This window comes from Mycobacterium sp. 852014-52144_SCH5372336 (genome assembly GCF_001665615.1).
Classification (GTDB): domain Bacteria; phylum Actinomycetota; class Actinomycetes; order Mycobacteriales; family Mycobacteriaceae; genus Mycobacterium; species Mycobacterium neumannii_A.
This window is the reverse complement of the sequence record NZ_LZSW01000043.1, coordinates 139,348-161,524: the sequence shown is the minus strand read 5'-3', so window position 1 is coordinate 161,524 and position 22,177 is coordinate 139,348. Positions and strand designations below refer to the sequence as shown.

Below are 22,177 nucleotides of genomic sequence, written 5' to 3'. Positions count from 1 at the left end.
ATCGAGGAGCGGTGAGCGCTCCTGATCGTGCACAAATCGCGTCAGGGGCGGCGGATTCGGGCCAGCCACGCCGGTTCGTCGACGAGAGTTCCGGGCGCCGATCCGATCGCGTCGGCCTGAGCCGGCTGAACGATGCCGCGGTAGGTGGTCTCCCCCAGCGACTCGAGGACCCACCCGTCTCCGAACGCGCCGCGGATGTCGGATTCGCTGACCTGAGGGCCGAACCCGCGACCGCGGTCGGAGAGCGCGAGCACGTGGACCAGCCCGCCCGGCCGGCACGCCGCGTGCAGACTGCGCACGTACCTGGCGCGGTCGGTGTCGTCGAAGATGTGGAACAGCGCGCTGTCGACGATGGTGTCGTAGGCGGCCTCCCCGAGATCCATCGCGTCGGCGACCTCGAACCGCGCGTCGACGCCCTTGGCCTCGGCGTTTCTGCGGGCATGCTCGACCGCCGAGGGTGCGTAGTCGACGCCGAGCACGTCGTAGCCCAGGCCGGCGAGCAGGATTGTGTGCTCACCGGCGCCACAGCCGACGTCGAGCACCGCGCCGCTGATCAGGCCCGCGCGTTCCAGGTCGACGATCGCCGGCTGCGGCTCGCCGATCACCCACGGTGCGGTTCCGCTCTTGTAGGCGTCGTCGAATAGCGAGAGAGTAGGTGTCACATCCATGCCCGCCAGTGTTCAACCTCAATCGATGTTGAGGTCAAGGAGGATCACGTGACCGTTGCCCACGACGTTGTCACCGACGTGGCGGATCGCTTGTTCGCGGCGATCGAGACCGGCGACCGCGACGCCATTTCGCGGCTGTGGCACGACGACGTCGTGGTCTGGAAGGTCGCCGACCGCGACCGTGATAAGGACCGGGCGCTTCGAGTCCTGCACTGGTTCATCGACACCACCTCACAACGCCGATACGAGGTCATCGATCGTCAGCTGTTCGACGGAGGGCTGGTCCAGCAGCACATCCTGCACGCGACAGGACACAACGGCGGCGTCATCGCGATGCGCGTGGGCATCATCATCAGACTGGGCACCGACGGGCTGATCAGCCGAATCGACGAGTACTTCGACCCAGCGGAGATCGCTCCGTTGCTCGAGCCCACCACGTGACCCGACCGGCCACACCGGCCACAAGCCGATCCGACAAACCGAGCTAGGAGACGACATGGTAAGCCTGAGCGAGCTTTTCAGCGATCCCGCCTCGACAGGAACGTGGACGCTGGACCCGGCTCAGTCCACGATCGGGGTGCGCAGCAAGTCGATGTGGGGCCTGGTACCCGTCAAGGGCCGGTTCACCGAGTTCAGCGGTGACGGCCAATTATCGGCTCCGCAAACGGTTTCCGGGCACATCGAGATCAACGCCGCGTCGCTGCGCACCGGTATCCGCAAGCGTGACGAACATCTGCACTCCGCCGATTTCTTTGGCGCAGAAACCCATCCGGAGATCAGCGTGCTCATCACCGGGGCCGACGCGATCGACGGCGACACCATCGACCTGCGTGCCGAACTGACCATCAAGGGCACGACCAAACCCCTGACGCTGCGAACCAAGGTCACACCGGTCGGCGACGGCGGGATGCGGCTGGTCACCGAGGCCACCGTCAGCCGGCGAGACTTCGGCGTCGACGGCAACCTGGTGGGCATGATCGGTGACAAGTCGACGATCTCCGGCGACTTGGTGTTCCGGCACACTCGCTAGCCGTACGATCACGACATGGCCGAGTCATCGCGTCCGCTGCGGGTCCTCGTCTACAGCGATAACCCCAGGACCCGAGAGGAGGTACAACTCGCGCTCGGTAAGCGGGTGCATCCGGAGTTGCCAGAGCTGACCTACGTCGAGGTGGCGACGGGCCCCATGGTCATCCGCCAGATGGATGAAGGCGGGTTCGATCTGGTGATCCTCGACGGCGAGGCCACCCCCGTCGGCGGGATGGGAATCGCCAAGCAGCTCAAGGACGAGATCGAGGATTGCCCGCCGATCCTGGTGCTCACCGGCCGTCCCGATGACGCGTGGCTGGCCCGCTGGTCGCGCGCGGAAGCCGCGGTTCCCCACCCGATCGATCCGATCCGACTCGGCGACGCCGTGGCCTCGCTGCTGCGCACCCTGGTGCAATAGCCAGAAAACACGTAAACCCCTGTCGCACTTGCCTATTCGAGGCATGACGACATAGCCACGCGTTGCCAATAGCGATACTAACCAAAAGGTGTGGCGCGCATCCCAAAGGGCGCTAGGGTGTGGGTAAGCTCACATCGAACAGCCCACGAGGGAGCGTTTGCTCGGTATGGATTTGTACACGCCAATCCTGGTGCTTGGCGCTATTGCGGCGGCGTTCGCGGTCGGCTCGGTTGCCATTGCTCTGCTGGTCGGTCCGCGTCGCTACAACAGGGCCAAGCTCGAGGCCTACGAATGCGGCATCGAGCCGGTGCCGCACGGGGGTGCGTCCGGTCAGCCGACCGGCCAGCGGTTTCCGATCAAGTACTACCTGACCGCGATGTTGTTCATCATCTTCGACATCGAGATCGTGTTCCTGTACCCGTGGGCGGTTGCTTTCGACAATCTCGGACTGTTTGCGCTGATAGAGATGCTGCTGTTCATGGCGACGGTGTTCGTGGCCTACGCCTATGTGTGGCGACGGGGAGGTCTGGCATGGGACTAGAGGAGAAGTTGCCGGGCGGGATCCTGCTGTCCACGGTCGAGAAGGTGGCGGGTTACATCCGCAAGGGCTCGCTGTGGCCTGCGACGTTCGGGCTGGCGTGCTGCGCGATCGAGATGATGGCCACGGCAGGCCCGCGGTTCGACATCTCCCGGTTCGGCATGGAGCGGTTCTCGGCCACGCCCCGCCAGGCCGACCTGATGATCGTCGCGGGGCGGGTCAGCCAGAAGATGGCGCCGGTGCTGCGGCAGATCTACGACCAGATGGCCGAGCCGAAGTGGGTTTTGGCAATGGGGGTGTGCGCGTCCTCGGGCGGGATGTTCAACAACTACGCGATCGTCCAGGGTGTCGATCACGTCGTCCCGGTGGACATCTACCTGCCCGGTTGCCCGCCGCGCCCCGAGATGCTGCTGCACGCGATCCTGAAGCTGCACGACAAGATTCAGGAGATGCCGCTCGGCGTGCACCGCGAAGAGGCGATCCGCGAGGCCGAGCAGGCCGCGCTGGCTGTCACGCCGACCATCGAGCTCAAGGGGCTGCTGCGATGACCAGCGGCCCGGGTGACGAGCAGAACGCGACGAACGGCAACGGCGCCGAAGCGGACGCACCGAAGATCATCAGTGTCCGCCGCGGAATGTTCGGGGTTAAGGGATCGGGCGACACCTCCGGCTACGGGCGCCTGGTGCGACCCGTCGCGCTGCCCGGCAGCTCACCACGTCCCTACGGCCGCTATTTCGACGAGGTCGTCGATCGGCTCGCCGAGGTGCTCGGCGAGGACGGTTACGCGGCATCGATCGAGCGGGTCGTGGTGCACCGCGACGAGCTGACCCTCGAGGTGCAGCGTGATCAGCTGCCTATCGTGGCCCGTGCGCTGCGGGACGATCCGCAGTTGCGTTTCGAGTTGTGTCTCGGGGTCAGTGGGGTGCACTACCCCGACAAAGTCGGGCGCGAACTGCACGCGGTGTATCCGTTGATGTCCATCACCCACAACCGGCGGATCCTGATCGAGGTCGCCGCACCCGACGATGACCCGCACATCCCGTCGCTGTTCGAGGTCTATCCCACCACCGACTGGCACGAACGCGAGACCTACGACTTCTTCGGCATCATCTTCGACGGGCATCCCGCCCTGACCCGGATCGAGATGCCGGACGACTGGGTGGGGCACCCGCAGCGCAAGGACTACCCGTTGGGCGGCATCCCGGTGGAGTATCACGGCGCCGAGATTCCTCCGCCCGATCAACGGAGGGCCTACAGCTGATGAGCATTTCGCACGTCCCGCCCACGCAGGGCGGCGCTTCATCCTCGGCCGCGTCGGACAACAACGAGACGGTAATCGTTGTCGGCGGCCAGGATTGGGACCAAGTGGTCCAGGCCGCCAAGGATGCGGCCGCGGCCCACGCAGGCGAACGCATCGTCGTGAACATGGGTCCGCAGCACCCCTCCACCCACGGCGTGCTTCGGCTGGTCCTCGAGATCGAGGGTGAGACGGTCATCTCCGCCCGCTGCGGAATCGGCTACCTGCACACCGGAATCGAGAAGAACCTCGAGTTCCGCAACTGGACGCAGGGCGTCACGTTCGTCACGCGAATGGACTATCTGTCGCCGTTCTTCAACGAGACGGCCTACTGTCTGGGCGTCGAGAAACTGCTGGGCGTCACCGACGCGATCCCCGAGCGCGCCAGCGTCATCCGCGTGATGATGATGGAGCTCAACCGGATCTCCTCGCATCTTGTCGCACTGGCGACCGGCGGGATGGAACTGGGCGCAATGAGCGCGATGTTCTACGGATTCCGTGAGCGCGAGCAGATCCTGTCGGTGTTCGAGACGGTGACGGGCCTGCGGATGAACAGCGCCTACGTTCGTCCGGGCGGGGTGGCGGTGGACCTTCCCGACGAGGCGGTGCCGCAGATCCGTGAGGTGCTCGAGCTGATGCCCAAGCGGCTCAAGGACCTCGAGGACCTGCTCAACGAGAACTACATCTGGAAGGGCCGCACGGTCGGCGTCGGTTATCTCGATCTGACCGGGTGCATGGCGCTTGGGATCACCGGGCCTTGTCTGCGTTCCACCGGGCTGCCGCACGACCTGCGCAAGACCCAACCGTATTGCGGTTACGAGACATACGACTTCGATGTGATCACCGACGAGGGTTGTGACTCCTACGGCCGGTATCTGATCCGGGTCAAGGAGATGCACGAGTCGCTGAAGATCGTCGAGCAGTGTCTGGACCGACTCCGGCCCGGGCCCGTGATGATCGAGGACAAGAAGTTGGGTTGGCCGGCCGATCTGAAGGTCGGCCCGGACGGGCTGGGTAACTCGCCCGAGCACATCGCCAGGATCATGGGTCATTCGATGGAGGGGCTGATCCACCACTTCAAGCTCGTCACCGAGGGAATCCGGGTCCCGCCAGGGCAGGTCTATGTCGCCGTCGAGTCTCCGCGAGGCGAACTCGGCGTGCACATGGTCTCGGACGGCGGCACCCGGCCCTACCGGGTGCACTACCGGGACCCGTCGTTCAACAACCTGCAGGCCGTCGCCGCGATGTGTGAAGGCGGCATGGTCGCCGATCTGATCACCGCGGTGGCGTCGATCGACCCGGTGATGGGAGGCGTGGACAGGTGAGCGTATTCCTCGAGCTCGGTCAGCGACCCGAGGAACCCGGCCCGCCGATCAACGGGCCGGTGTCATATTCAGACGACGTCGTAGCACGGCTCACCGCCGACGCCGAGATGATCATCTCGCGCTACCCGCAGTCGCGTTCGGCGCTGCTGCCGTTGCTGCACCTTGTGCAGTCGGAGGACGGATGCCTGACCCCCGCCGGTATCACGTTCTGCGCCAAGCAGTTGGGCCTGACCGACGCCGAGGTCACCGCGGTGGCGACCTTCTACTCGATGTACCGGCGGACGCCGACCGGCGAGTACCTCGTCGGCGTGTGCACCAACACCCTGTGCGCGGTGATGGGCGGCGACGCGATTCTCGAAGCGCTGCAGGAACATCTGGGTGTCCATGCCGGTGAGACGACGCCGGACGGACGCGTCACCCTCGAACACATCGAGTGCAACGCGGCGTGTGATTACGCGCCGGTGGTAATGGTCAACTGGGAGTTCTTCGATAACCAGACGACGTCCTCGGCGCGCGACCTCGTCGACGCGCTGCGCGACGGTCAACCTCCCGAACCCACGCGGGGAACGCCGCTGTGCACATTCCGGGAGACCGCGCGCACACTCGCGGGTCTGCCCGACCCACGCTCGGGCGGCAACAACGTCGGCGGCGCCACGTTGGCGGGCCTGCGGGTGGCGCGTGAACGCGGCATGCAGGCGCCCGACGCCGACGCCTCCGCCGCTTCCACCGAGACGCTCGACGACCAAACGGCGGGTGTCGAGGCCACCAGGAACGCGTCCGCGCCCGGCCCGTCGGCGACCGTCCCGCCGAAGTCAGAAACCGTCGAAACCGACCCAGACACAACGGATTCCCGCGCATGACAGACCTGACACCCGTGTTCAGCCGGTTCTGGGACGAGCCGGAACCATGGTCGATGGACACCTACCGCCGCCACGGCGGCTACCGCGCCCTGGAGAAGGCCCTGGCGATGGACCCGGACGAGCTCATCAACCTGGTGAAGGAGTCCGGCCTGCGGGGTCGCGGCGGCGCGGGCTTTCCCACCGGCACGAAGTGGTCGTTCATCCCGCAGAGCGACACCGGCGCCGGCGCCAAGCCGCACTACCTGGTGGTCAACGCCGACGAGTCGGAACCCGGTACGTGCAAAGACATTCCGCTGATGCTGACGACCCCGCACTTCCTCATCGAGGGTGCGATCATCGCGGCCTACGCGATCCGGGCGCATCACGCCTTCATCTACCTGCGCGGCGAGGTGGTGCCGGTGTTGCGCAGGCTGCACGCCGCGGTCGCCGAAGCGCACGAGGCCGGTTTCCTCGGCAACGACATCCAAGGGTCGGGCTTCGACCTGGAACTGATCGTGCACGCCGGGGCGGGCGCCTACATCTGCGGTGAGGAGACCGCGCTGCTGGACTCGCTCGAAGGCCGACGCGGACAACCGAGGTTGCGGCCGCCGTTCCCCGCCGTCGCAGGGTTGTACGCCTGTCCGACCGTGGTCAACAACGTCGAGTCGATCGCCAGCGTTCCGCCCATCCTGCTCAACGGCATCGACTGGTTCCGGTCGATGGGTTCGGAGAAGTCTCCGGGCTTCACGCTGTATTCGCTGTCGGGCCACGTCACCAACCCCGGACAGTACGAGGCGCCGCTGGGCATCACGCTGCGCGAACTTCTGGAGTATGCGGGCGGAGTCCGTTCCGGGCACCGGTTGAAGTTCTGGACCCCCGGCGGCTCCTCCACTCCCCTGCTGACCGATGAACACCTTGACGTACCACTGGATTACGAGGGCATGGCCGGCGTCGGCACCATGCTCGGCACCAAGGCGCTGCAGATCTTCGACGAGACCACCTGTGTGGTGCGCGCCGTGCGCCGCTGGACCGACTTCTACGCCCACGAGTCGTGCGGCAAGTGCACGCCGTGCCGCGAGGGCACCTACTGGCTGGCTCAGATCTACGAGCGTCTGGAGACGGGCGCGGGCACCGAGGCCGACATCGACAAGCTGCTCGACATCTCCGACAACATCTTCGGAAAGGCGTTCTGCGCTTTGGGTGACGGCGCGGCGGCACCCATCATGTCGTCGATCAAGTTCTTCCGCGACGAGTACATCGCCCACCTCGACGGCGGGTGCCCGTTCGATCCGCACGCCTCCACGCTGATGGCGACGGAAGGGGTCGGGGCCTGATGGGGGCGATTTTCTGCAGTGGCCGCACGTTCGCGGCGAAAAGGGGGCGCAATGACGCAGACCGCTGACACCGGGGCAGACACCGGAGTCGAGATGGTCCAGTTGTCCATCGACGGCTTCGACGTCAGCGTTCCGAAGGGCACGTTGGTGATTCGGGCCGCAGAACTGATCGGCATCCAGATCCCGCGATTCTGCGACCATCCACTGCTCGACCCGGTGGGGGCCTGCCGGCAGTGCCTGGTCGAGGTCGAGGGCCAGCGCAAACCGATGGCGTCGTGCACGACGACCTGCACCCCGGACATGGTGGTGCGCACGCAGTACACCTCACCGGAGGCCGATAAGGCGCAGCAGGGCATCATGGAGTTCCTGCTGATCAACCATCCGCTGGACTGCCCGGTGTGCGACAAGGGTGGCGAATGCCCGCTGCAGAACCAGGCGATGTCCAACGGCCGCGCCGAAACTCGCTTCGAAGACGTCAAACGCACCTTCCCGAAGCCGATCAACATCTCCTCGCAAGTGCTGCTGGACCGCGAGCGCTGTGTGCTGTGCGCGCGCTGCACCCGCTTCTCCGAGCAGATCGCCGGCGATCCGTTCATCGAATTGCTCGAGCGCGGTGCGCTGCAACAGGTCGGCATCGCGACCGATGAACCCTTCGAGTCCTACTTCTCTGGCAACACCGTGCAGATCTGCCCGGTTGGCGCGCTGACCGGGGCGGCCTACCGCTTCCGGGCCCGGCCGTTCGACCTCGTGTCGAGCCCCAGCGTGTGCGAGCACTGCGCATCGGGATGCGCCCAGCGCACCGACCATCGGCGCGGAAAGGTCATGCGCCGCTTGGCCGGTGACGAACCCCAGGTCAACGAGGAATGGAACTGCGACAAGGGTCGCTGGGCCTTCACCTACACCACCCAGGGCGACCGCATCACCACCCCGATGATCCGCGACGAGGATGGCAAGTTGCGCCCCGCCTCGTGGTCGGAGGCTCTCGTGGTCGCCGGCACCGGGCTGGCGGCCGCCGCCGGAAGCGCGGGCGTGCTGGTCGGCGGCCGGATGACCGTCGAGGACGCCTACGCCTACTCCAAGTTCGCCCGGATCGTGCTCAACACCAACGACATCGACTTCCGGGCCCGGTCGCACAGCGCCGAGGAGGCCGACTTCCTGGCCGCCCATGTCGCGGGACAGCCGATGTCGGTGACCTACACCGATCTGGAGAATGCGCCGGCGGTGCTGCTGGCGGGGTTCGAGCCGGAAGAGGAATCCCCGATCGTGTTCCTGCGGCTGCGCAAGGCCGCGCGCAACAAGGGGCTGCAGGTCATCTCCGTCGCCCCCTTCTCCACCCGCGCCCTGACCAAGCTGCGCGGCCGCCTGGTCACCGCGGCCCCGGGCGACGAGGCCGCCGCCCTCGACGCGCTGGCCGACGACCCGCAGCTGCGGCTGCCGGGCGCGATCATCATGGTCGGCGAGCGTCTGGCCACATCGCCCGGAGCCCTCTCTGCGGCAAGCAGATTGGCCGAAGCGACCGGCGCCCGGCTGTCGTGGGTGCCGAGACGGGCAGGCGAACGAGGCGCGGCTGAGGCCGGCGCACTACCGAACCTGCTCCCCGGTGGCAGGCCGATCGCCGACAGCGTGGCCGTCGAGCAGACTGCGGCGGCATGGCACGTCAGCGAGCTACCCACCGAACCTGGTCGCGACACCACCGCGATATTGGAGGCAGCGCGCAGTGGCGAACTGGGCGCCCTGCTCGTCGGTGGCATCGAGGTCGATGACCTACCCGATCCCGAAGCGGCACTGGCCGCGATCGAGTCCACACCGTTCGTCGTCAGCCTCGAACTGCGGGATAGCGCGGTGACAGCGGTCGCCGACGTCGTCTTCCCCATCGCGCCCGTGGTGGAGAAAGCCGGTTCATTCCTGAACTGGGAGGGCCGACTTCGTCCGTTCCAGCCGTCACTGGAGACCAACGCCATCCCCGATCTGCGGGTGTTGACCTTCCTGGCCGACGAGATCGGTGTCGCGTTAAACCTGCCGACCGCAGCGGCCGCCGGGGACGAGATATCGCGCTTGGGCATCTGGGCGGGTCGACGGCCCGAGGCACCGAACGTTGCTCCGCCGAAGCGCACGGCGCCGGCCGAGGGGCAAGCCGTGCTCGCGGGGTGGCGGATGCTGCTCGACGAAGGCCGACTACAAGACGGCGAACCGCATCTGGCGGGCACCGCCCGTGCCCCGGTGGCACGGCTTTCCGCCGCCACCGCGGCCGAAATCGGCGCCGCGGAGGGCGATCTGGTCACCGCGAGGACGCCGCGAGGAACGATCACGCTGCCGTTGGCCATCACCGACATGGGTGACCGCGTGATCTGGCTCCCCCTGAACTCGCCGGGTTCGGCGGTGCATCGAAGCCTCGGGGTGTCCACCGGTGATGTCGTGTCGATCGGACGGGCCGAACCGTGATCCATCCCGATCCCACCCTGTTCGGTCATGACCCCTGGTGGCTGATCCTCGCGAAGGCGCTCGCGATTTTCGCGTTCCTGATGCTGTCGGTGCTCTCGGCGATCCTGATCGAGCGCAAACTGCTGGGCCGCATGCAGATGCGGTTCGGACCTAACCGTGTGGGCCCCAGGGGACTTCTGCAGTCGCTGGTGGACGGCGTCAAGCTCGCGCTCAAGGAGGGTCTGGTCCCGGCGGGAGTCGACAAGTTCGTCTACCTTGCGGCACCGGTGATCGCCGCGGTGCCCGCCTTCATCGCCTTCGCCGTCATCCCGATGGGCGGCGAGGTCTCGATCTTCGGCCACCGCACCGCATTGCAGCTGACGGACATGCCCGTCGCCGTCCTGTACATCCTGGCGGCGACCTCCATCGGCGTGTACGGGATCGTGCTGGCCGGGTGGGCGTCGGGGTCGACGTATCCGCTGCTGGGCGGCATTCGCTCGAGCGCGCAAGTGATTTCGTATGAGATCGCCATGGCGCTCTCGTTCGTGGCGGTGTTCATCTACGCGGGTACGATGTCGACCTCCGGCATCGTCGCCGCCCAGGACGGCACCTGGTTCATCTTCCTGCTGCTGCCGTCGTTCCTGGTTTACATGGTCTCGATGGTGGGCGAAACGAACCGTGCGCCTTTCGATCTCCCCGAAGCCGAGGGTGAACTGGTAGGCGGCTTCCACACCGAGTACTCGTCGATCAAGTTCGCGATGTTCATGCTCGCCGAGTACGTCAACATGACCACCGTCTCCGCGCTGGCGACCACGATGTTCCTGGGCGGCTGGCACGCCCCGTGGCCCATCAACATGTGGGATGGCGCCAATACCGGGTGGTGGCCACTGCTGTGGTTCGTTGCCAAGGTGTGGGGGTTCATGTTCCTGTTCTTCTGGCTGCGCGCCACGTTGCCCCGAATGCGCTACGACCAGTTCATGGGGCTGGGATGGAAGGCGCTCATCCCGTTCTCGTTGGCTTGGATCATGATCGTCGCCACGGCGCGCGCGCTCCGCAACGAGGGCTTCAGTCAGGTGACGACGACGCTCGCCTCGCTCGGCGCCATCGCGGTGCTGCTGATCGCCGTGGCGCTGTGGCGGTCGGCGCGCCGACGCAACGTTCGCGCCATCCCACGGCAGAACCTGGATCCGGAGATCTTCCCCACCCCGCCCCTGCCGAGCAGCACGCAGACCGCAACCAAGGAGCCAGCCGATGCCTAAGTTCCTCGACGCGCTGAAAGGTTTCGGGGTCACCTTCGGAACCATGTTCAAAAAGCCGATCACCGAGGAGTATCCGGAAAAGCCGGGGCCCGTCGCCAAGCGCTATCACGGCCGGCACCAACTGAACCGGTACCCGGACGGTCTGGAGAAATGCATCGGCTGCGAACTGTGCGCCTGGGCCTGCCCCGCCGACGCCATCTATGTCGAGGGCGACGACAACACCGAGGACGAACGGTATTCCCCCGGTGAGCGCTACGGGCGCGTCTATCAGATCAACTATCTGCGATGCATCGGCTGCGGCCTGTGCATCGAGGCCTGCCCCACCCGGGCGTTGACGATGACCAACGACTACGAGATGGCCGACGACAACCGCGCCGACCTGATCTGGGGTAAGGACAAGTTGTTGGCGCCGTTGCGGTCCGGCATGCTGCCGCCGCCGCATCCGATGGCCCCCGGCGCCACCGACGAGGACTACTACCTGGGCAACATCGGACCCGTCGAGCAGGAAACCCAGAAGGTCACCGGGGACGTTCGATGAGGCTCGACCTGCTCGCGGCCGTGGCCGCCGACAACCCAGGGCAGACCACGACCACCGAGGCCGTGCTGTTCTGGGTATTGGGGATCGTAGCGGTCGTCGGTGCGCTCGGGGTGATCGCCGCACCGAAAGCGGTGTACTCCGCGATGTTTCTGGCCATGACGATGATCGTGTTGGCGGTGTTCTACATCGCCCAGGGTGCGCTGTTCCTCGGCGTGGTCCAGGTGGTGGTCTACACCGGTGCCGTCATGATGATCTTCCTGTTCGTGCTGATGCTCATCGGTGTCGACTCGTCGGACTCGCTCGTGGAAACGATTCGCGGACAACGGGTTGCCGGTGTCGTCATCGGTGTCGGCTTCGGTCTGCTGCTCATCGCGGGCATCGGCAACGTCTCGGTCGGCGGCTTCACCGGCCTGGCGCAGGCGAACGCGGGTGGCAACGTCGAGGGCTTGGCGGCGCTCATCTTCGTGCGCTACCTGTGGGCGTTCGAGTTGACCAGTGCACTGCTGATCACCGCCGCGCTCGGTGCGATGGTGCTGGCACACCGGGAACGCTTCGGACGCCGCAAGACCCAGCGCGAACTCGCCGAAGAACGGTTCAAACCGGGCGGCTATCCGACGACGCTGCCCAATCCCGGTGTCTTCGCGCGCAACAACGCCGTCGACATCGCCGCCCGCCTACCTGACGGTTCCGGTTCGGACCTGTCCGTCAGCCCCATCCTGCAGAAGCGGACCGTCACCGTGACGAACGGCCGAGGAGGCGGGGAGTGAATCCCGACAACTATCTCTATCTGTCGGCGCTGTTGTTCACGATAGGCGCGGCAGGAGTGTTGTTGCGCCGCAACGCGATCGTGGTGTTCATGTGCGTCGAGCTGATGTTGAACGCGGCCAACCTCGCGTTCGTCTCGTTCTCCCGCATGCACGGCCACCTCAACGGCCAAGTGGTCGCGTTCTTCACCATGGTGGTCGCCGCCTGCGAGGTGGTGGTCGGGCTGGCGATCATCATGAGCATCTTCCGTACCCGCCGGTCGGCTTCGGTCGACGACGCAAGCCTTCTGAAGAACTAGAGGCGCGATGACGATTCCTGTCTGGCTGACCATCGCGCTGCCGCTGGCCGGCGCGGCGATCCTGCTCCTCGGGGGACGACGGACCGACGCCTGGGGCCACCTGTTGGGCTGTGCCGCGGCCATCGGGTCGTTCGTGGTCGGCGCCGTGCTCTTCGTCGACATGCTGGGCCGTGACGCCGAACAGCGCGCGATCCACGAGGCGTTGTTCTCCTGGGTTCCGGTCGGCGGGCTGCAGGTGGACTTCGGGATGCAACTCGATCCGCTGTCGATGTGTTTCGTGTTGCTGATCACCGGTGTCGGCTCGTTGATCCACATCTACTCGATCGGCTACATGGCCGAAGACCCCGGGCGGCGACGGTTTTTCGCGTACCTGAACCTGTTCCTGTCGGCGATGCTGCTTCTGGTGCTCGCCGACAACTACCTCGGCCTCTACGTCGGCTGGGAGGGCGTCGGTCTGGCGTCCTACCTACTGATCGGTTTCTGGGCGCACAAACCGTCGGCCGCGACGGCGGCAAAGAAGGCGTTCGTCGTCAACCGCGTCGGCGACATGGGCTTGGCCATCGCGATGATGGTGATGTTCGCCTACATCGGCTCCATTTCCTACGCGGGCGTCTTCGCCGCCGCGCCGAACGCCGGCGAGGGCGTGCTGACCGCGATCGGCCTGCTGCTCCTGCTGGCCGCGTGCGGTAAGTCGGCGCAGGTGCCGCTGCAGTCCTGGCTGGGCGACGCGATGGAGGGTCCGACACCGGTTTCGGCGTTGATCCACGCCGCCACCATGGTCACCGCGGGTGTGTACCTCATCGTGCGCTCCGGACCGGTGTTCGACCTCGCACCCACCGCGCAACTGGGCGTCGTCATCGTCGGCGCCGTCACCCTGTTGTTCGGCGCGATCATCGGCTGCGCGAAGGACGACATCAAGAAAGCGCTTGCAGCGTCGACGATGTCGCAGATCGGCTACATGGTGCTGGCCGCCGGACTCGGCCCGGTCGGCTACGCGTTCGCGATCATGCACCTGCTCACCCACGGCTTTTTCAAGGCCGGCCTGTTCCTGGGCGCCGGTTCGGTGATGCATGCGATGGACGACGAGGTCAACATGCGACGCTACGGCGGCCTGCGTAAAGCGCTGCCGATCACGTTCGTCACATTCGGCCTGGGCTACCTCGCGATCATCGGGGTGCCGCCGCTGGCCGGGTTCTTCTCCAAGGACGGGATCATCGAAGCGGCGCTCGGCGCCGGCGGCGTCAAGGGCTTGATCCTGGGCGGCGTGACGATCCTGGGCGCAGGTATCACCGCGTTCTACATGACCAGGGTGATGTTGATGACGTTCTTCGGCGAGAAGCGTTGGGCTCCCAATGCGCATCCGCACGAAGCGCCGGCGGTGATGACCTGGCCGATGATCCTTCTGGCCATCGGCTCCGTGGGCTCGGGAGCGGCGTTCGCGATCGGCGGCACGCTGGAGCACTGGCTCGAACCGGTCGTCGGTGCGCACGAGGTACACCACGTCGCACCCGTCTGGGTGGTGACGACGGTGATCCTGACCGTCGTCGCCGTCGGCATTCTCGTCGCCTACCGCATGTACGGAAGAAAGCCTGTGCCAGAGGACGTCCCGGACGGTTCGGCGCTCGCCGTCGCGGCGCGCAACGATCTGTACGGCGATGCGTTCAACGAGGCGGCGCTGATGCGGCCCGGCCAACTGCTGACCCGCGGGCTCGTCGAGATCGACGAGGAGGCGGTCGACGGCGCGGCCACCGGGTTGGCAGGGCTGGTCAACCGCCTGTCGACGGGTCTGCGGCGCCTACAGACGGGTTATGCCCGCTCCTATGCGCTTTCGATGCTTTCAGGTGCGGTTCTGGTGGTCGCGGCGATCCTGGCGGTGCAACTCTGGTGAACAACTTCCCCTGGCTCACGGTGCTGTGGGCGACGCCCACCGTCGGCGCCGCCCTGACGATCCTGCTGCCTGCCGCCCAGCGGGTGCTGGCCAAGTGGTTCGCGTTGGCCGTCTCGATCGCGGTCCTGGCGATCACCGCCGTTGTCGCAGTCGGCTTCCAACCCGGTGGTGAGCAGTACCAGTTCGTCGAATCCCACCGCTGGATCCCGTCATTCGGCACCGGCTACATCCTCGGTGTCGACGGCATCGCACTGGCGATAGTGGTGCTCACCGCGGTCCTGGTGCCGCTGCTGATCATCGCGGGCTGGAACGACGCCGACGCCCAGACCGGCCTGCGCGGTCGGTCGGTGCAGACCTACCTCGCGTTGACGCTGGCCGTCGAGGGCATGGTCCTGATGTCGCTGGTGTCGCTGGACATCCTGCTGTTCTACGTGTTCTTCGAAGCGATGCTGATTCCGATGTACTTCCTCATCGGCGGCTTCGGCGGCGAGAACCGGAGCAAGGCGGCGGTGAAATTCCTGCTGTACAACCTGTTCGGCGGCCTGATCATGCTGGCCGCGGTGATCGGGCTGTACGTGGTGACGGCCTCGAGCGACGCGTTCGCCGCGGGCACGTTCGACTTCCGCGAGATCGTCACCGCGGTGTCCAGCGGCGAGTTCGCCGTCAACCCCGCGGTAATGAACCTGCTGTTCGGTGGCTTCATGTTCGCGTTCGCGGTCAAGGCGCCGTTGTGGCCGTTCCACCGCTGGCTGCCCGATGCGGCCGTCGAGGCCACCCCGGCCAGCGCGGTGCTGATGATGGCGGTCATGGACAAGGTCGGAACCTTCGGGATGCTGCGGTACTGCCTGCAGTTGTTCCCCGACGCGTCAACGTATTTCCAACCCCTGGTGGTCACGCTGGCGGTGATCGGCATCGTCTACGGCGCGATCCTCGCGATCGGCCAGACCGACGTGATGCGGTTGATCGCCTACACGTCGATCTCCCACTTCGGGTTCATCATCCTGGGCATCTTCGTGATGACCAGCCAGGGCCAGTCCGGTTCGACGCTGTACATGATCAACCACGGTCTGTCGACGGCCGCCCTGTTCCTGATCGCCGGGTTCCTGGTGTCGCGCAGGGGCACTCGACTGATCCGGGCGTTCGGTGGCGTCCAGAAGGTGGCACCGGTGATGGCGGGCACGTTCCTCGTTGCCGGACTGGCGACGCTGTCGCTGCCTGGTCTGGCGCCGTTCATCAGCGAATTCCTGGTGCTCATCGGCACATTCACGCGGTACCCGGTGCTGGCGGTGTTCGCGGCCACGGCGCTGGTGCTGTCGGCGATCTACATCCTGTGGATGTACCAGCGGATGATGACCGGAGCCGTCACCGAGGGCAACGAGCGGGTGCGCGACCTGGTGCCGCGCGAACTCGTCGTCGTCGCACCGCTGATCGCCCTGCTGATCGTGCTGGGGGTGTATCCGAAACCCGCACTCGACGTCATCAACCCCGCGGTCGATCACACCCTGACGACCATCGACCAACCTGATCCCGTACCCAGAGTCGCGGAAGGGCCGAGACCATGACCCTCACCCCGCCGACCGTCGAATATGGTCTAGTCTGCCCCATGCTGATCGTGTTCGGGGTCGCCATCGCGGGCGTCCTCGTCGAGGCGTTCCTGCCGCGGAAGCACCGGTACGCGAGCCAACTGGTGCTCTGCTTCGGGGGCCTGGCGGCCGCCCTGGTCGCCGTGGTGGTGCTCGCACGTAGCCTGCACGGCTCCATCGGCCGCTCGGCCGTGATGGGTGCGGTCGTCATCGACGCCCCCGCGCTGTTCCTGCAGGGCACCATCCTGCTCGTCGGCGTGCTCGGCGTCCTGCTGATCGCTGAGCGACAGGTCGGCACCGAGGTCGCCGACGGTGGTCGCCGCGGCCTGGACGGATTCACGCCCCAGGCGTCGGCCGTACCCGGCAGCGTCGCCGAACAAGTGGCCACCAAGGCCGGCGTGATCCAGACCGAGGTCTTCCCGCTGACGATGTTCGCCATCGGCGGCATGCTGCTGTTCCCGGCATCCGATGACCTGCTGACCATGTTCATCGCGCTGGAGATCCTGTCGCTGCCGCTGTACCTGTTGTGCGGTCTGGCGCGCAAGCGTCGCCTGCTATCCCAAGAGGCAGCGCTGAAATACTTTCTGCTGGGTGCATTCTCGTCGGCGTTCTTCCTCTACGGCGTGGCCATGCTGTACGGATACGCCGGTACGTTGGATCTGGTCGGTATCGCGGAGGCCGTCGCCGCGAGATCGGGTAAGACATCGCTGGCCCTGATCGGGATCGGACTGGTACTGGTCGGCGTGCTGTTCAAAGTCGGTGCCGTCCCGTTCCACAGCTGGGTTCCCGACGTGTATCAAGGTGCGCCGACTCCGATCACGGCGTTCATGGCTGCGGCGACGAAGATCGCCGCATTCGGCGCGCTGCTGCGCGTGTTCTACGTCGCGCTGCCCGAAATGCGCGACGACTGGCGACCCGTGCTGTGGGCGATCGCGATCCTGACGATGGTGGTCGGCACTGTGGCAGCGGTGACCCAGGCCGACGTCAAGCGGATGCTGGCGTATTCGGCGGTGTCGCACACCGGTTTCATCCTCACCGGTGTGATTGCCGCGAACGAAGCGGGACTGTCGTCGACGCTGTTCTATCTGTTCGCGTACGGCTTCAGCACCGTGGGAGCGTTCGCCGTGGTCGGCCTGGTTCGCGACGGTGCCGGCGAAGAGGACACCGCGATGGCCCGGTGGGCCGGCCTCGGGCGGCGATACCCCATTGTGGGCGTGGTGTTTTCGCTGTTCCTCCTCGCGTTCGCCGGGATCCCGCTGACCAGCGGCTTCGTGGCGAAGTTCGCGGTGTTCAAGGCAGCCGGCGAGGGCGGAGCGATGCCGTTGGTGGTTGTCGGCGTCCTCGCAAGCGCGATCGCCGCGTACTTCTATGTGCGGGTGATCGTGTTGATGTTCTTCACCGATCCGCCCGAGAACCCCCCGACGCTGGTAGTGCCGAGTGCGCTCAGCACGACGGTCGTGACGGTGACCGCGGCGGTCACGTTCGCACTGGGCGCGCTGCCGCAACCGCTTCTGGATCTGGCCAACAACGCCGACCAGTTCCTGCGTTAGTCGCGGGACAGCAGGCCGACCTGACGGTAGGCGGATTCGAGGTAGCGCCGCATCTGCCGCTCGGTCAGCGGATTCGGTTGCAGAACCCGATAGGTCACCGCGCCGGCCAGCATGTCCACGAGAACGTCGAGGTCGGCGTCCTCGTCGACCGCGCCGTCGCGCTGCGCGCGCTCGAGCATGGCGAAGGCAAGGTCACGGCGGGGCTGGATGTAGCGGTCCCAGTACGTCCGCAACAGCTCCGGATGCGTGACGGCTGACCCGTAGATCTGCGCGATCAATGCGCGGAAGCGAGGATCGGTCGCCGTGCGAGCGGCTCCGGATATGTTGTGTCGCACCAGATCATGGATGCCACCGGCGGTGATCTCCTCGCGGGTGGGCCACTGTATGTCCGTGCTCACATGCGTTTCGATCGCATCCGCGACGAGTTGCTCCTTTCCCGACCAACGGCGGTAGATCGTGGGTTTGCCGACGCCGGCGCGTTTGGCCACCTGCTCGATGCTCATACCCGCGATCCCGCGTTCGACGAACACGTCGAGCGCCGCCCGCAAGATGGTGGTGTCGAGGTCCTTGCTGCGTGGCCGGCCCGGACCCGGCGTCGTCATCGCACGCTGCCTGTTGCCAGCGCACGACTCAACCATCGGCGCAACGCCTTTGGCTGTCTTCCACGCCAGGCGAGGTGGCCGTCGGGGCGCACCAGCATCGGATCGCCATCGATGCGCCGATCGATGACGGCGACCCGGGTCTCGCCGAGGTGCTCGGTCACGATCCTCGCCAGATTGTCGTCGGCCCCCAAAAGCCCCCAGCACCCGTGCAGTTCGTCGCCCGAAATCCCGGGCACGCGGTCCCCCGGACGCAGGCCTGACAACCGGCAAGACCGATCCGCCAACGGACCCCGGCGGTACGTCACCCACAACTGCGAGGTCCGGTAGGTCACCCAACGCTGCACTGCGGGCAGGTTCATCACCGGGACCACGACACGGTCGCGAATGAAGCGGCCGATGCTGCTCTGCGCCACATTGACTTTGGTGACCGCGCTCGTGTTGCGCAACACCTCCGTGGCGAGCGGACGTCGTTCAGCCTCGTATGAGTCGAGCAGCTTCTCGTCGGCGGCGCCCGCCGTGACGAGCGCCAGTTTCCACGCAAGGTTCTCGGCGTCCCCGAGACCCGTCAGCATCCCCTGTCCGCCGAACGGCGCATGCGTGTGCGCCGCGTCCCCTGCGATCAGCACCCGGCCACGCCGGTAGGTTCTCGCCAATCGGCGGTGCACGCTGAACATCGACAGCCATTCCGCGTGCTCGATCGGCGCAGAGCGGCCGGTGCGCTCGGGAATGATCCGGTTCAACCGCGCGAGAATCTCGTCGTCCGTGGGCTTTTGCTGCCCCGAATGCGGATCGTAGGCGATGATGCGCCACAGACCATCGGGCATCGGCATCGCTCCGAGCATGCCGTCCTGATGTAGCCAGCCGGTCGTGCCTGAGCGGTCGAGATCCCAGTCGATGCGGAGGTCGGCGAGCAGGAAGCGTTCGGTGAGGCGCACTCCGGGGAAGTCGATACCCGCGGCGCGGCGGGTGGCGCTGCTCGCCCCGTCGCAGCCGATCAGCCAGTCGACGGTGAGGTCGTTCCCACCGGCGAGGACGGCCGTGACGGTCCCGCCGTGCTGGTGGACATCGGTAAGCTCTGTGTCCCAGCTGATCTGGCCACCCAGTTCGGTGAACCGGTCCCGGAGAGCGGCCTCGACCGCCGCTTGGGAGATCACCATCGGTGGTGCGGCGGTATCCATACCGGGGTCGCCGAAGCGGATGCGCATGATCGGCTTGTCGCCCAGGTAGGTCAGGATGCTCATCGCCCGCACCGACTTTTCGGGAAGGTCGCCGAGCGCACCCAGACGGTCGAGCACCTCGGAGCCGCGGGCGTGCAGGAAGTTGGCGCGCGACGTGGTGGCGGGCGCGGCCGCCGCATCGATCACCCGGACACGGACACCCTGCAGCAGCAGACCACACGCGGCCGCCAGACCCGTCGGCCCTGCCCCGACCACGAGAACGTCGGAAACCATCGCCTCCCTCTTTCCGTTACGGTAACGTTTCGTAAATACTGTAGGTGATAACCCGGCCGCACGCTAGATTCGGTTCCCATGACCGAACCGCTGGTGCTCGTCGACGACCGTGGTCCCGTGCGGGTGCTGACCCTCAACCGGCCGGAGGCTCGAAACGCCTTGAGTCGCGGACTGATCAAGGCCACCTACAGCGCGCTCACCGAGGCCGACGCCGACGAGTCCGTCAACGCCGTGGTCCTCACCGGCACAGACCCCGCGTTCTGCGCCGGCGTCGACCTCAAGGAGGCGCAACGGGACGGCCTGAGCTATTTCGAGGATTTCCGGTCGCAGAGTTGCATCGCCGCGACGGGCAAGATGCGCACACCGATCGTCGGCGCCATCAACGGCGCGACCTTCACCGGCGGGCTGGAGATGGCGCTGGGCTGCGATTTCCTCATCGCCTCCGAACGCGCCGTGTTCGCCGACACGCACGCTAGGGTCGGCATCCTGCCCGGAGGCGGCATGACGGCCCGACTCCCCCAGGTGGTCGGGCTGGCGATGGCACGGCGGCTGTCGATGACCGGTGAGGTCGTCGATGCCGCGCGCGCCGAGCGCATCGGCCTGGTCACCGAGGTCGTCGCCCACGACCGGTTGGTCGACCGTGCCGTCGAACTGGCTGCGCAGATCGCCGAGGTGCCTGCGTCAGTCATGCTCGGCCTGAAGGAGATATACACGGCGGGCGCGGCCGCGGTGATCGATCCCGCGCTGGCCGCCGAGGAGAAGATCGCGTTCGCCCAGCACCGCGATTTCGCCGGCCTCGGCGACCGGTTCCAGGCCATCTTGGAGCGCAACAAGCGCCAGATCGACAGCTGACCCTCTGTACCTTCTGCGCCTTCTGTGCCTTCTGCGCCTTCCGTGCCGCGAATGTGCGTGTCTGCTGACGACACGCGGGCGTTCTGCGACGGTTTTCGCACGCTCGCGGGCGTCGAACGTGCGCAAAGTGTCGAGTTTTCGCGGCGTGTCATGTGCAGACCCGCACGCTCGCGCCACGAGAGGGGGGACGGGCGCGACGGGCACAACAGGGGGTTAGCGGCGTTGGCGCAGCAGGATGAATTCGACTGTGCGGCTGCCGCCGAGCTCGGGGCGCGGGGCCGTCGTCGACTCCAGCTGTTTGCGCGCGTGCACCGTGATCGGGATGTGCGGGTCGAGCACCGACAGGTAAACCCTGTGCTCGGCAAGTGACGTGACCGCACGCTCGAAGGCTCCGTCGTCGATCACCTCGACGTGCGTTGCCTGCGGCCCGTTCTGAAACAGCCAGCGCGGCGGGTGGGGCAGGCTGTCGTAGGCCTCGACGACGGCCGCGGCGAACTCGATGTGATCGCGCTGGTTGGGCGCGCCGGGCGACCACTCGGGACCTCCGTAGATGCTGATCACCACATCGGGCTGGAGTTCACTGATCGCCTGGACGATCCTGGCCCGCAGTTCGGGGCTGTTGCGGATCTCGCCGTCCGGAAACTCCCAGAACCGGACGTCGGCCACACCGACGACCGCTGCCGATCGCATCTGTTCGTGCTCTCGCAGCGGGCCGGCCTGTTCGAGGGCCATCCCCGCGATGCCCGCTTCGCCGCGACTCGCCAGTGCGTAATGGACCCGCCTGCCCTCAGAAGTCCATTTCGCCACCGCCGCGGCGCACCCGTACTCGGGATCGTCGGGGTGCGGCACCAGCACCAACGCGGAACGCCAATCGGAGGGGAACGCGTCAAACACGCCTCTATGCCACCACACCGTGCACGACGATGGCGGTGGTCTGCTCAACCCAGTCGTCGCCGAGCGGCTCGCCCGGCCGCAGCAGCATCCGCAGCAGCGTCGCCCCGCCGATCACCTCGACCAACCGGTCCGGGTCCACATCGGGATAGACCTCACCCCGCCGAACCGCGTCGGCCACCCGGTCGCGCACGGCCGCGAACACACCGGTGAACCGGTCCATCACACGGACGTTGAGCTCGTCGTCGGCGACCATGTCGGCAATCAGACCGGGCAACGCCGCCCGCACGACCGGAGAGGCGAATACGTCGCGGGTGGCGGTGAGCATGGCGCGGATGTCGGCGGCGATGTCCCCCGGCGGGGTCGCGATCGCGGTCGGCGTGGCGGGGAACGCCGCTTCGTGCACCAGCTCGGCCTTGCTCGACCACCGGCGGTACAGCGCGGTCTTGGTGGTGCCCGCCCGCTCGGCCACCGCGGCGATCGTCAGATTCGAATATCCGATCTCCGCAAGGAGATCCGCCGTCGCGCGCAATATGGCAGCGTCAATGCGTGGATCCCGGGGCCGCCCGGCGCCCGGGGTCTTGTCAACAGATGACGCGTCTGGTTTCATAACGCTACCCACCGTATCGTA

General features: G+C 66.5%; 23 protein-coding genes. 18 read left to right on the top strand and 5 right to left on the bottom strand.

All coding sequences use genetic code 11. From position 1 onward, the window contains the following. Positions 1-41: 41 nt before the first annotated feature. Positions 42-668, bottom strand: coding sequence for a class I SAM-dependent methyltransferase (locus A5759_RS10285; RefSeq protein WP_068196987.1), 627 nt, complete (start codon positions 666-668; stop codon positions 42-44). A gap of 48 nt (positions 669-716) precedes the next feature. Here A5759_RS10285 and A5759_RS10280 point away from each other — a divergent pair, with 48 nt between their 5' ends. The 17 genes from A5759_RS10280 to nuoN all read left to right on the top strand — a co-directional run bounded on the left by A5759_RS10280 (position 717) and on the right by nuoN (position 17,750). Next, positions 717-1,109, top strand: a complete 393-nt coding sequence (locus tag A5759_RS10280; protein WP_068196985.1) for a nuclear transport factor 2 family protein — start codon at positions 717-719, stop codon at positions 1,107-1,109. A gap of 55 nt (positions 1,110-1,164) precedes the next feature. Further along, complete coding sequence (locus A5759_RS10275; RefSeq protein ID WP_068196983.1) at positions 1,165-1,698, top strand: YceI family protein; 534 nt, start codon at positions 1,165-1,167, stop codon at positions 1,696-1,698. A 15-nt stretch (positions 1,699-1,713) separates the two neighbouring features. Further along, on the top strand, positions 1,714-2,115 hold the full coding sequence (locus A5759_RS10270; protein ID WP_064394377.1) for a response regulator transcription factor: 402 nt from the start codon (positions 1,714-1,716) through the stop codon (positions 2,113-2,115). Between the two features lie 166 nt (positions 2,116-2,281). Further along, positions 2,282-2,656: an NADH-quinone oxidoreductase subunit A gene (locus A5759_RS10265; protein WP_064394376.1), complete on the top strand. Its 375-nt coding sequence runs from the start codon at positions 2,282-2,284 to the stop codon at positions 2,654-2,656. Then, entirely contained in the window at positions 2,647-3,201 is a 555-nt protein-coding gene (locus A5759_RS10260; RefSeq protein WP_015305533.1) for an NADH-quinone oxidoreductase subunit B family protein, read from the top strand. Before A5759_RS10265 ends, A5759_RS10260 begins: the two co-directional genes overlap by 10 nt. Then, entirely contained in the window at positions 3,198-3,914 is a 717-nt protein-coding gene (locus A5759_RS10255; RefSeq protein WP_068196980.1) for an NADH-quinone oxidoreductase subunit C, read from the top strand. Before A5759_RS10260 ends, A5759_RS10255 begins: the two co-directional genes overlap by 4 nt. After that, the gene (gene nuoD / locus A5759_RS10250) at positions 3,914-5,275 is read left to right on the top strand and encodes an NADH dehydrogenase (quinone) subunit D (RefSeq protein WP_068196976.1); all 1,362 of its coding nucleotides are present in this window, start codon (positions 3,914-3,916) and stop codon (positions 5,273-5,275) included. Before A5759_RS10255 ends, nuoD begins: the two co-directional genes overlap by 1 nt. Next, on the top strand, positions 5,272-6,135 hold the full coding sequence (gene nuoE / locus A5759_RS10245) for an NADH-quinone oxidoreductase subunit NuoE (protein ID WP_068196973.1): 864 nt from the start codon (positions 5,272-5,274) through the stop codon (positions 6,133-6,135). The genes nuoD and nuoE overlap by 4 nt, the downstream gene beginning before the upstream one ends. Beyond that, entirely contained in the window at positions 6,132-7,448 is a 1,317-nt protein-coding gene (gene nuoF / locus A5759_RS10240) for an NADH-quinone oxidoreductase subunit NuoF (protein WP_068196970.1), read from the top strand. Before nuoE ends, nuoF begins: the two co-directional genes overlap by 4 nt. A gap of 51 nt (positions 7,449-7,499) precedes the next feature. Beyond that, the gene (locus A5759_RS10235) at positions 7,500-9,890 is read left to right on the top strand and encodes an NADH-quinone oxidoreductase subunit G (RefSeq protein ID WP_068196967.1); all 2,391 of its coding nucleotides are present in this window, start codon (positions 7,500-7,502) and stop codon (positions 9,888-9,890) included. Then, positions 9,887-11,128 carry an NADH-quinone oxidoreductase subunit NuoH gene (gene nuoH / locus A5759_RS10230; RefSeq protein ID WP_068196963.1) on the top strand — a complete coding sequence of 414 codons (1,242 nt, stop codon included), beginning with the start codon at positions 9,887-9,889 and terminating at the stop codon, positions 11,126-11,128. Before A5759_RS10235 ends, nuoH begins: the two co-directional genes overlap by 4 nt. After that, positions 11,121-11,666, top strand: coding sequence for an NADH-quinone oxidoreductase subunit NuoI (gene nuoI / locus A5759_RS10225; RefSeq protein ID WP_066849980.1), 546 nt, complete (start codon positions 11,121-11,123; stop codon positions 11,664-11,666). The genes nuoH and nuoI overlap by 8 nt, the downstream gene beginning before the upstream one ends. Continuing rightward, positions 11,663-12,433 (top strand): NADH-quinone oxidoreductase subunit J, encoded by a 771-nt coding sequence (locus A5759_RS10220; protein ID WP_066849982.1) that lies wholly within the window; start codon positions 11,663-11,665, stop codon positions 12,431-12,433. Before nuoI ends, A5759_RS10220 begins: the two co-directional genes overlap by 4 nt. Further along, the gene (gene nuoK / locus A5759_RS10215) at positions 12,430-12,729 is read left to right on the top strand and encodes an NADH-quinone oxidoreductase subunit NuoK (RefSeq protein ID WP_064394367.1); all 300 of its coding nucleotides are present in this window, start codon (positions 12,430-12,432) and stop codon (positions 12,727-12,729) included. Before A5759_RS10220 ends, nuoK begins: the two co-directional genes overlap by 4 nt. Before the next feature lie 7 nt (positions 12,730-12,736). Continuing rightward, the gene (nuoL, locus tag A5759_RS10210) at positions 12,737-14,617 is read left to right on the top strand and encodes an NADH-quinone oxidoreductase subunit L (protein ID WP_068196960.1); all 1,881 of its coding nucleotides are present in this window, start codon (positions 12,737-12,739) and stop codon (positions 14,615-14,617) included. Next, positions 14,614-16,179: an NADH-quinone oxidoreductase subunit M gene (locus A5759_RS10205; protein ID WP_369816185.1), complete on the top strand. Its 1,566-nt coding sequence runs from the start codon at positions 14,614-14,616 to the stop codon at positions 16,177-16,179. Before nuoL ends, A5759_RS10205 begins: the two co-directional genes overlap by 4 nt. Next, a complete protein-coding gene (gene nuoN, locus A5759_RS10200; protein ID WP_068196957.1) occupies positions 16,176-17,750 on the top strand; it encodes an NADH-quinone oxidoreductase subunit NuoN in 1,575 nt (524 codons plus the stop codon). Before A5759_RS10205 ends, nuoN begins: the two co-directional genes overlap by 4 nt. Here the strand turns inward: nuoN and A5759_RS10195 are convergent. Continuing rightward, positions 17,747-18,352, bottom strand: a complete 606-nt coding sequence (locus A5759_RS10195; protein WP_068196955.1) for a TetR/AcrR family transcriptional regulator — start codon at positions 18,350-18,352, stop codon at positions 17,747-17,749. The genes nuoN and A5759_RS10195 overlap by 4 nt on opposite strands. Continuing rightward, positions 18,349-19,803, bottom strand: a complete 1,455-nt coding sequence (locus A5759_RS10190; RefSeq protein ID WP_068196953.1) for an FAD-dependent monooxygenase — start codon at positions 19,801-19,803, stop codon at positions 18,349-18,351. Before A5759_RS10190 ends, A5759_RS10195 begins: the two co-directional genes overlap by 4 nt. A 78-nt stretch (positions 19,804-19,881) precedes the next feature. Here A5759_RS10190 and A5759_RS10185 point away from each other — a divergent pair, with 78 nt between their 5' ends. Then, a complete protein-coding gene (locus A5759_RS10185; protein WP_068196950.1) occupies positions 19,882-20,655 on the top strand; it encodes an enoyl-CoA hydratase in 774 nt (257 codons plus the stop codon). A gap of 213 nt (positions 20,656-20,868) precedes the next feature. Here the strand turns inward: A5759_RS10185 and A5759_RS10180 are convergent, their stop codons facing one another. After that, positions 20,869-21,549, bottom strand: a complete 681-nt coding sequence (locus A5759_RS10180; RefSeq protein WP_068196947.1) for a PIG-L deacetylase family protein — start codon at positions 21,547-21,549, stop codon at positions 20,869-20,871. Positions 21,550-21,553: 4 nt separating this feature from the next. Next, positions 21,554-22,156, bottom strand: coding sequence for a TetR/AcrR family transcriptional regulator (locus A5759_RS10175; protein ID WP_068196945.1), 603 nt, complete (start codon positions 22,154-22,156; stop codon positions 21,554-21,556). Between the last annotated feature and the right edge of the window lie 21 nt (positions 22,157-22,177).

What these genes read in the sequence shown, in the direction of transcription:
- A5759_RS10260 (WP_015305533.1), top strand. Translation starts at nt 2,647, where the DNA reads ATGGGACTAGAGGAGAAGTTGCCGGGCGGGATCCTGCTGTCCACGGTC.
- A5759_RS10285 (WP_068196987.1), bottom strand. Translation starts at nt 668, where the DNA reads ATGGATGTGACACCTACTCTCTCGCTATTCGACGACGCCTACAAGAGC.
- A5759_RS10235 (WP_068196967.1), top strand. Translation starts at nt 7,500, where the DNA reads ATGACGCAGACCGCTGACACCGGGGCAGACACCGGAGTCGAGATGGTC.
- A5759_RS10255 (WP_068196980.1), top strand. Translation starts at nt 3,198, where the DNA reads ATGACCAGCGGCCCGGGTGACGAGCAGAACGCGACGAACGGCAACGGC.
- nuoF (WP_068196970.1), top strand. Translation starts at nt 6,132, where the DNA reads ATGACAGACCTGACACCCGTGTTCAGCCGGTTCTGGGACGAGCCGGAA.
- A5759_RS10195 (WP_068196955.1), bottom strand. Translation starts at nt 18,352, where the DNA reads ATGACGACGCCGGGTCCGGGCCGGCCACGCAGCAAGGACCTCGACACC.
- nuoD (WP_068196976.1), top strand. Translation starts at nt 3,914, where the DNA reads ATGAGCATTTCGCACGTCCCGCCCACGCAGGGCGGCGCTTCATCCTCG.
- A5759_RS10275 (WP_068196983.1), top strand. Translation starts at nt 1,165, where the DNA reads ATGGTAAGCCTGAGCGAGCTTTTCAGCGATCCCGCCTCGACAGGAACG.
- A5759_RS10265 (WP_064394376.1), top strand. Translation starts at nt 2,282, where the DNA reads ATGGATTTGTACACGCCAATCCTGGTGCTTGGCGCTATTGCGGCGGCG.
- A5759_RS10270 (WP_064394377.1), top strand. Translation starts at nt 1,714, where the DNA reads ATGGCCGAGTCATCGCGTCCGCTGCGGGTCCTCGTCTACAGCGATAAC.
- A5759_RS10190 (WP_068196953.1), bottom strand. Translation starts at nt 19,803, where the DNA reads ATGGTTTCCGACGTTCTCGTGGTCGGGGCAGGGCCGACGGGTCTGGCG.
- A5759_RS10220 (WP_066849982.1), top strand. Translation starts at nt 11,663, where the DNA reads ATGAGGCTCGACCTGCTCGCGGCCGTGGCCGCCGACAACCCAGGGCAG.
- A5759_RS10175 (WP_068196945.1), bottom strand. Translation starts at nt 22,156, where the DNA reads ATGAAACCAGACGCGTCATCTGTTGACAAGACCCCGGGCGCCGGGCGG.
- nuoL (WP_068196960.1), top strand. Translation starts at nt 12,737, where the DNA reads ATGACGATTCCTGTCTGGCTGACCATCGCGCTGCCGCTGGCCGGCGCG.
- A5759_RS10185 (WP_068196950.1), top strand. Translation starts at nt 19,882, where the DNA reads ATGACCGAACCGCTGGTGCTCGTCGACGACCGTGGTCCCGTGCGGGTG.
- nuoN (WP_068196957.1), top strand. Translation starts at nt 16,176, where the DNA reads ATGACCCTCACCCCGCCGACCGTCGAATATGGTCTAGTCTGCCCCATG.
- nuoI (WP_066849980.1), top strand. Translation starts at nt 11,121, where the DNA reads ATGCCTAAGTTCCTCGACGCGCTGAAAGGTTTCGGGGTCACCTTCGGA.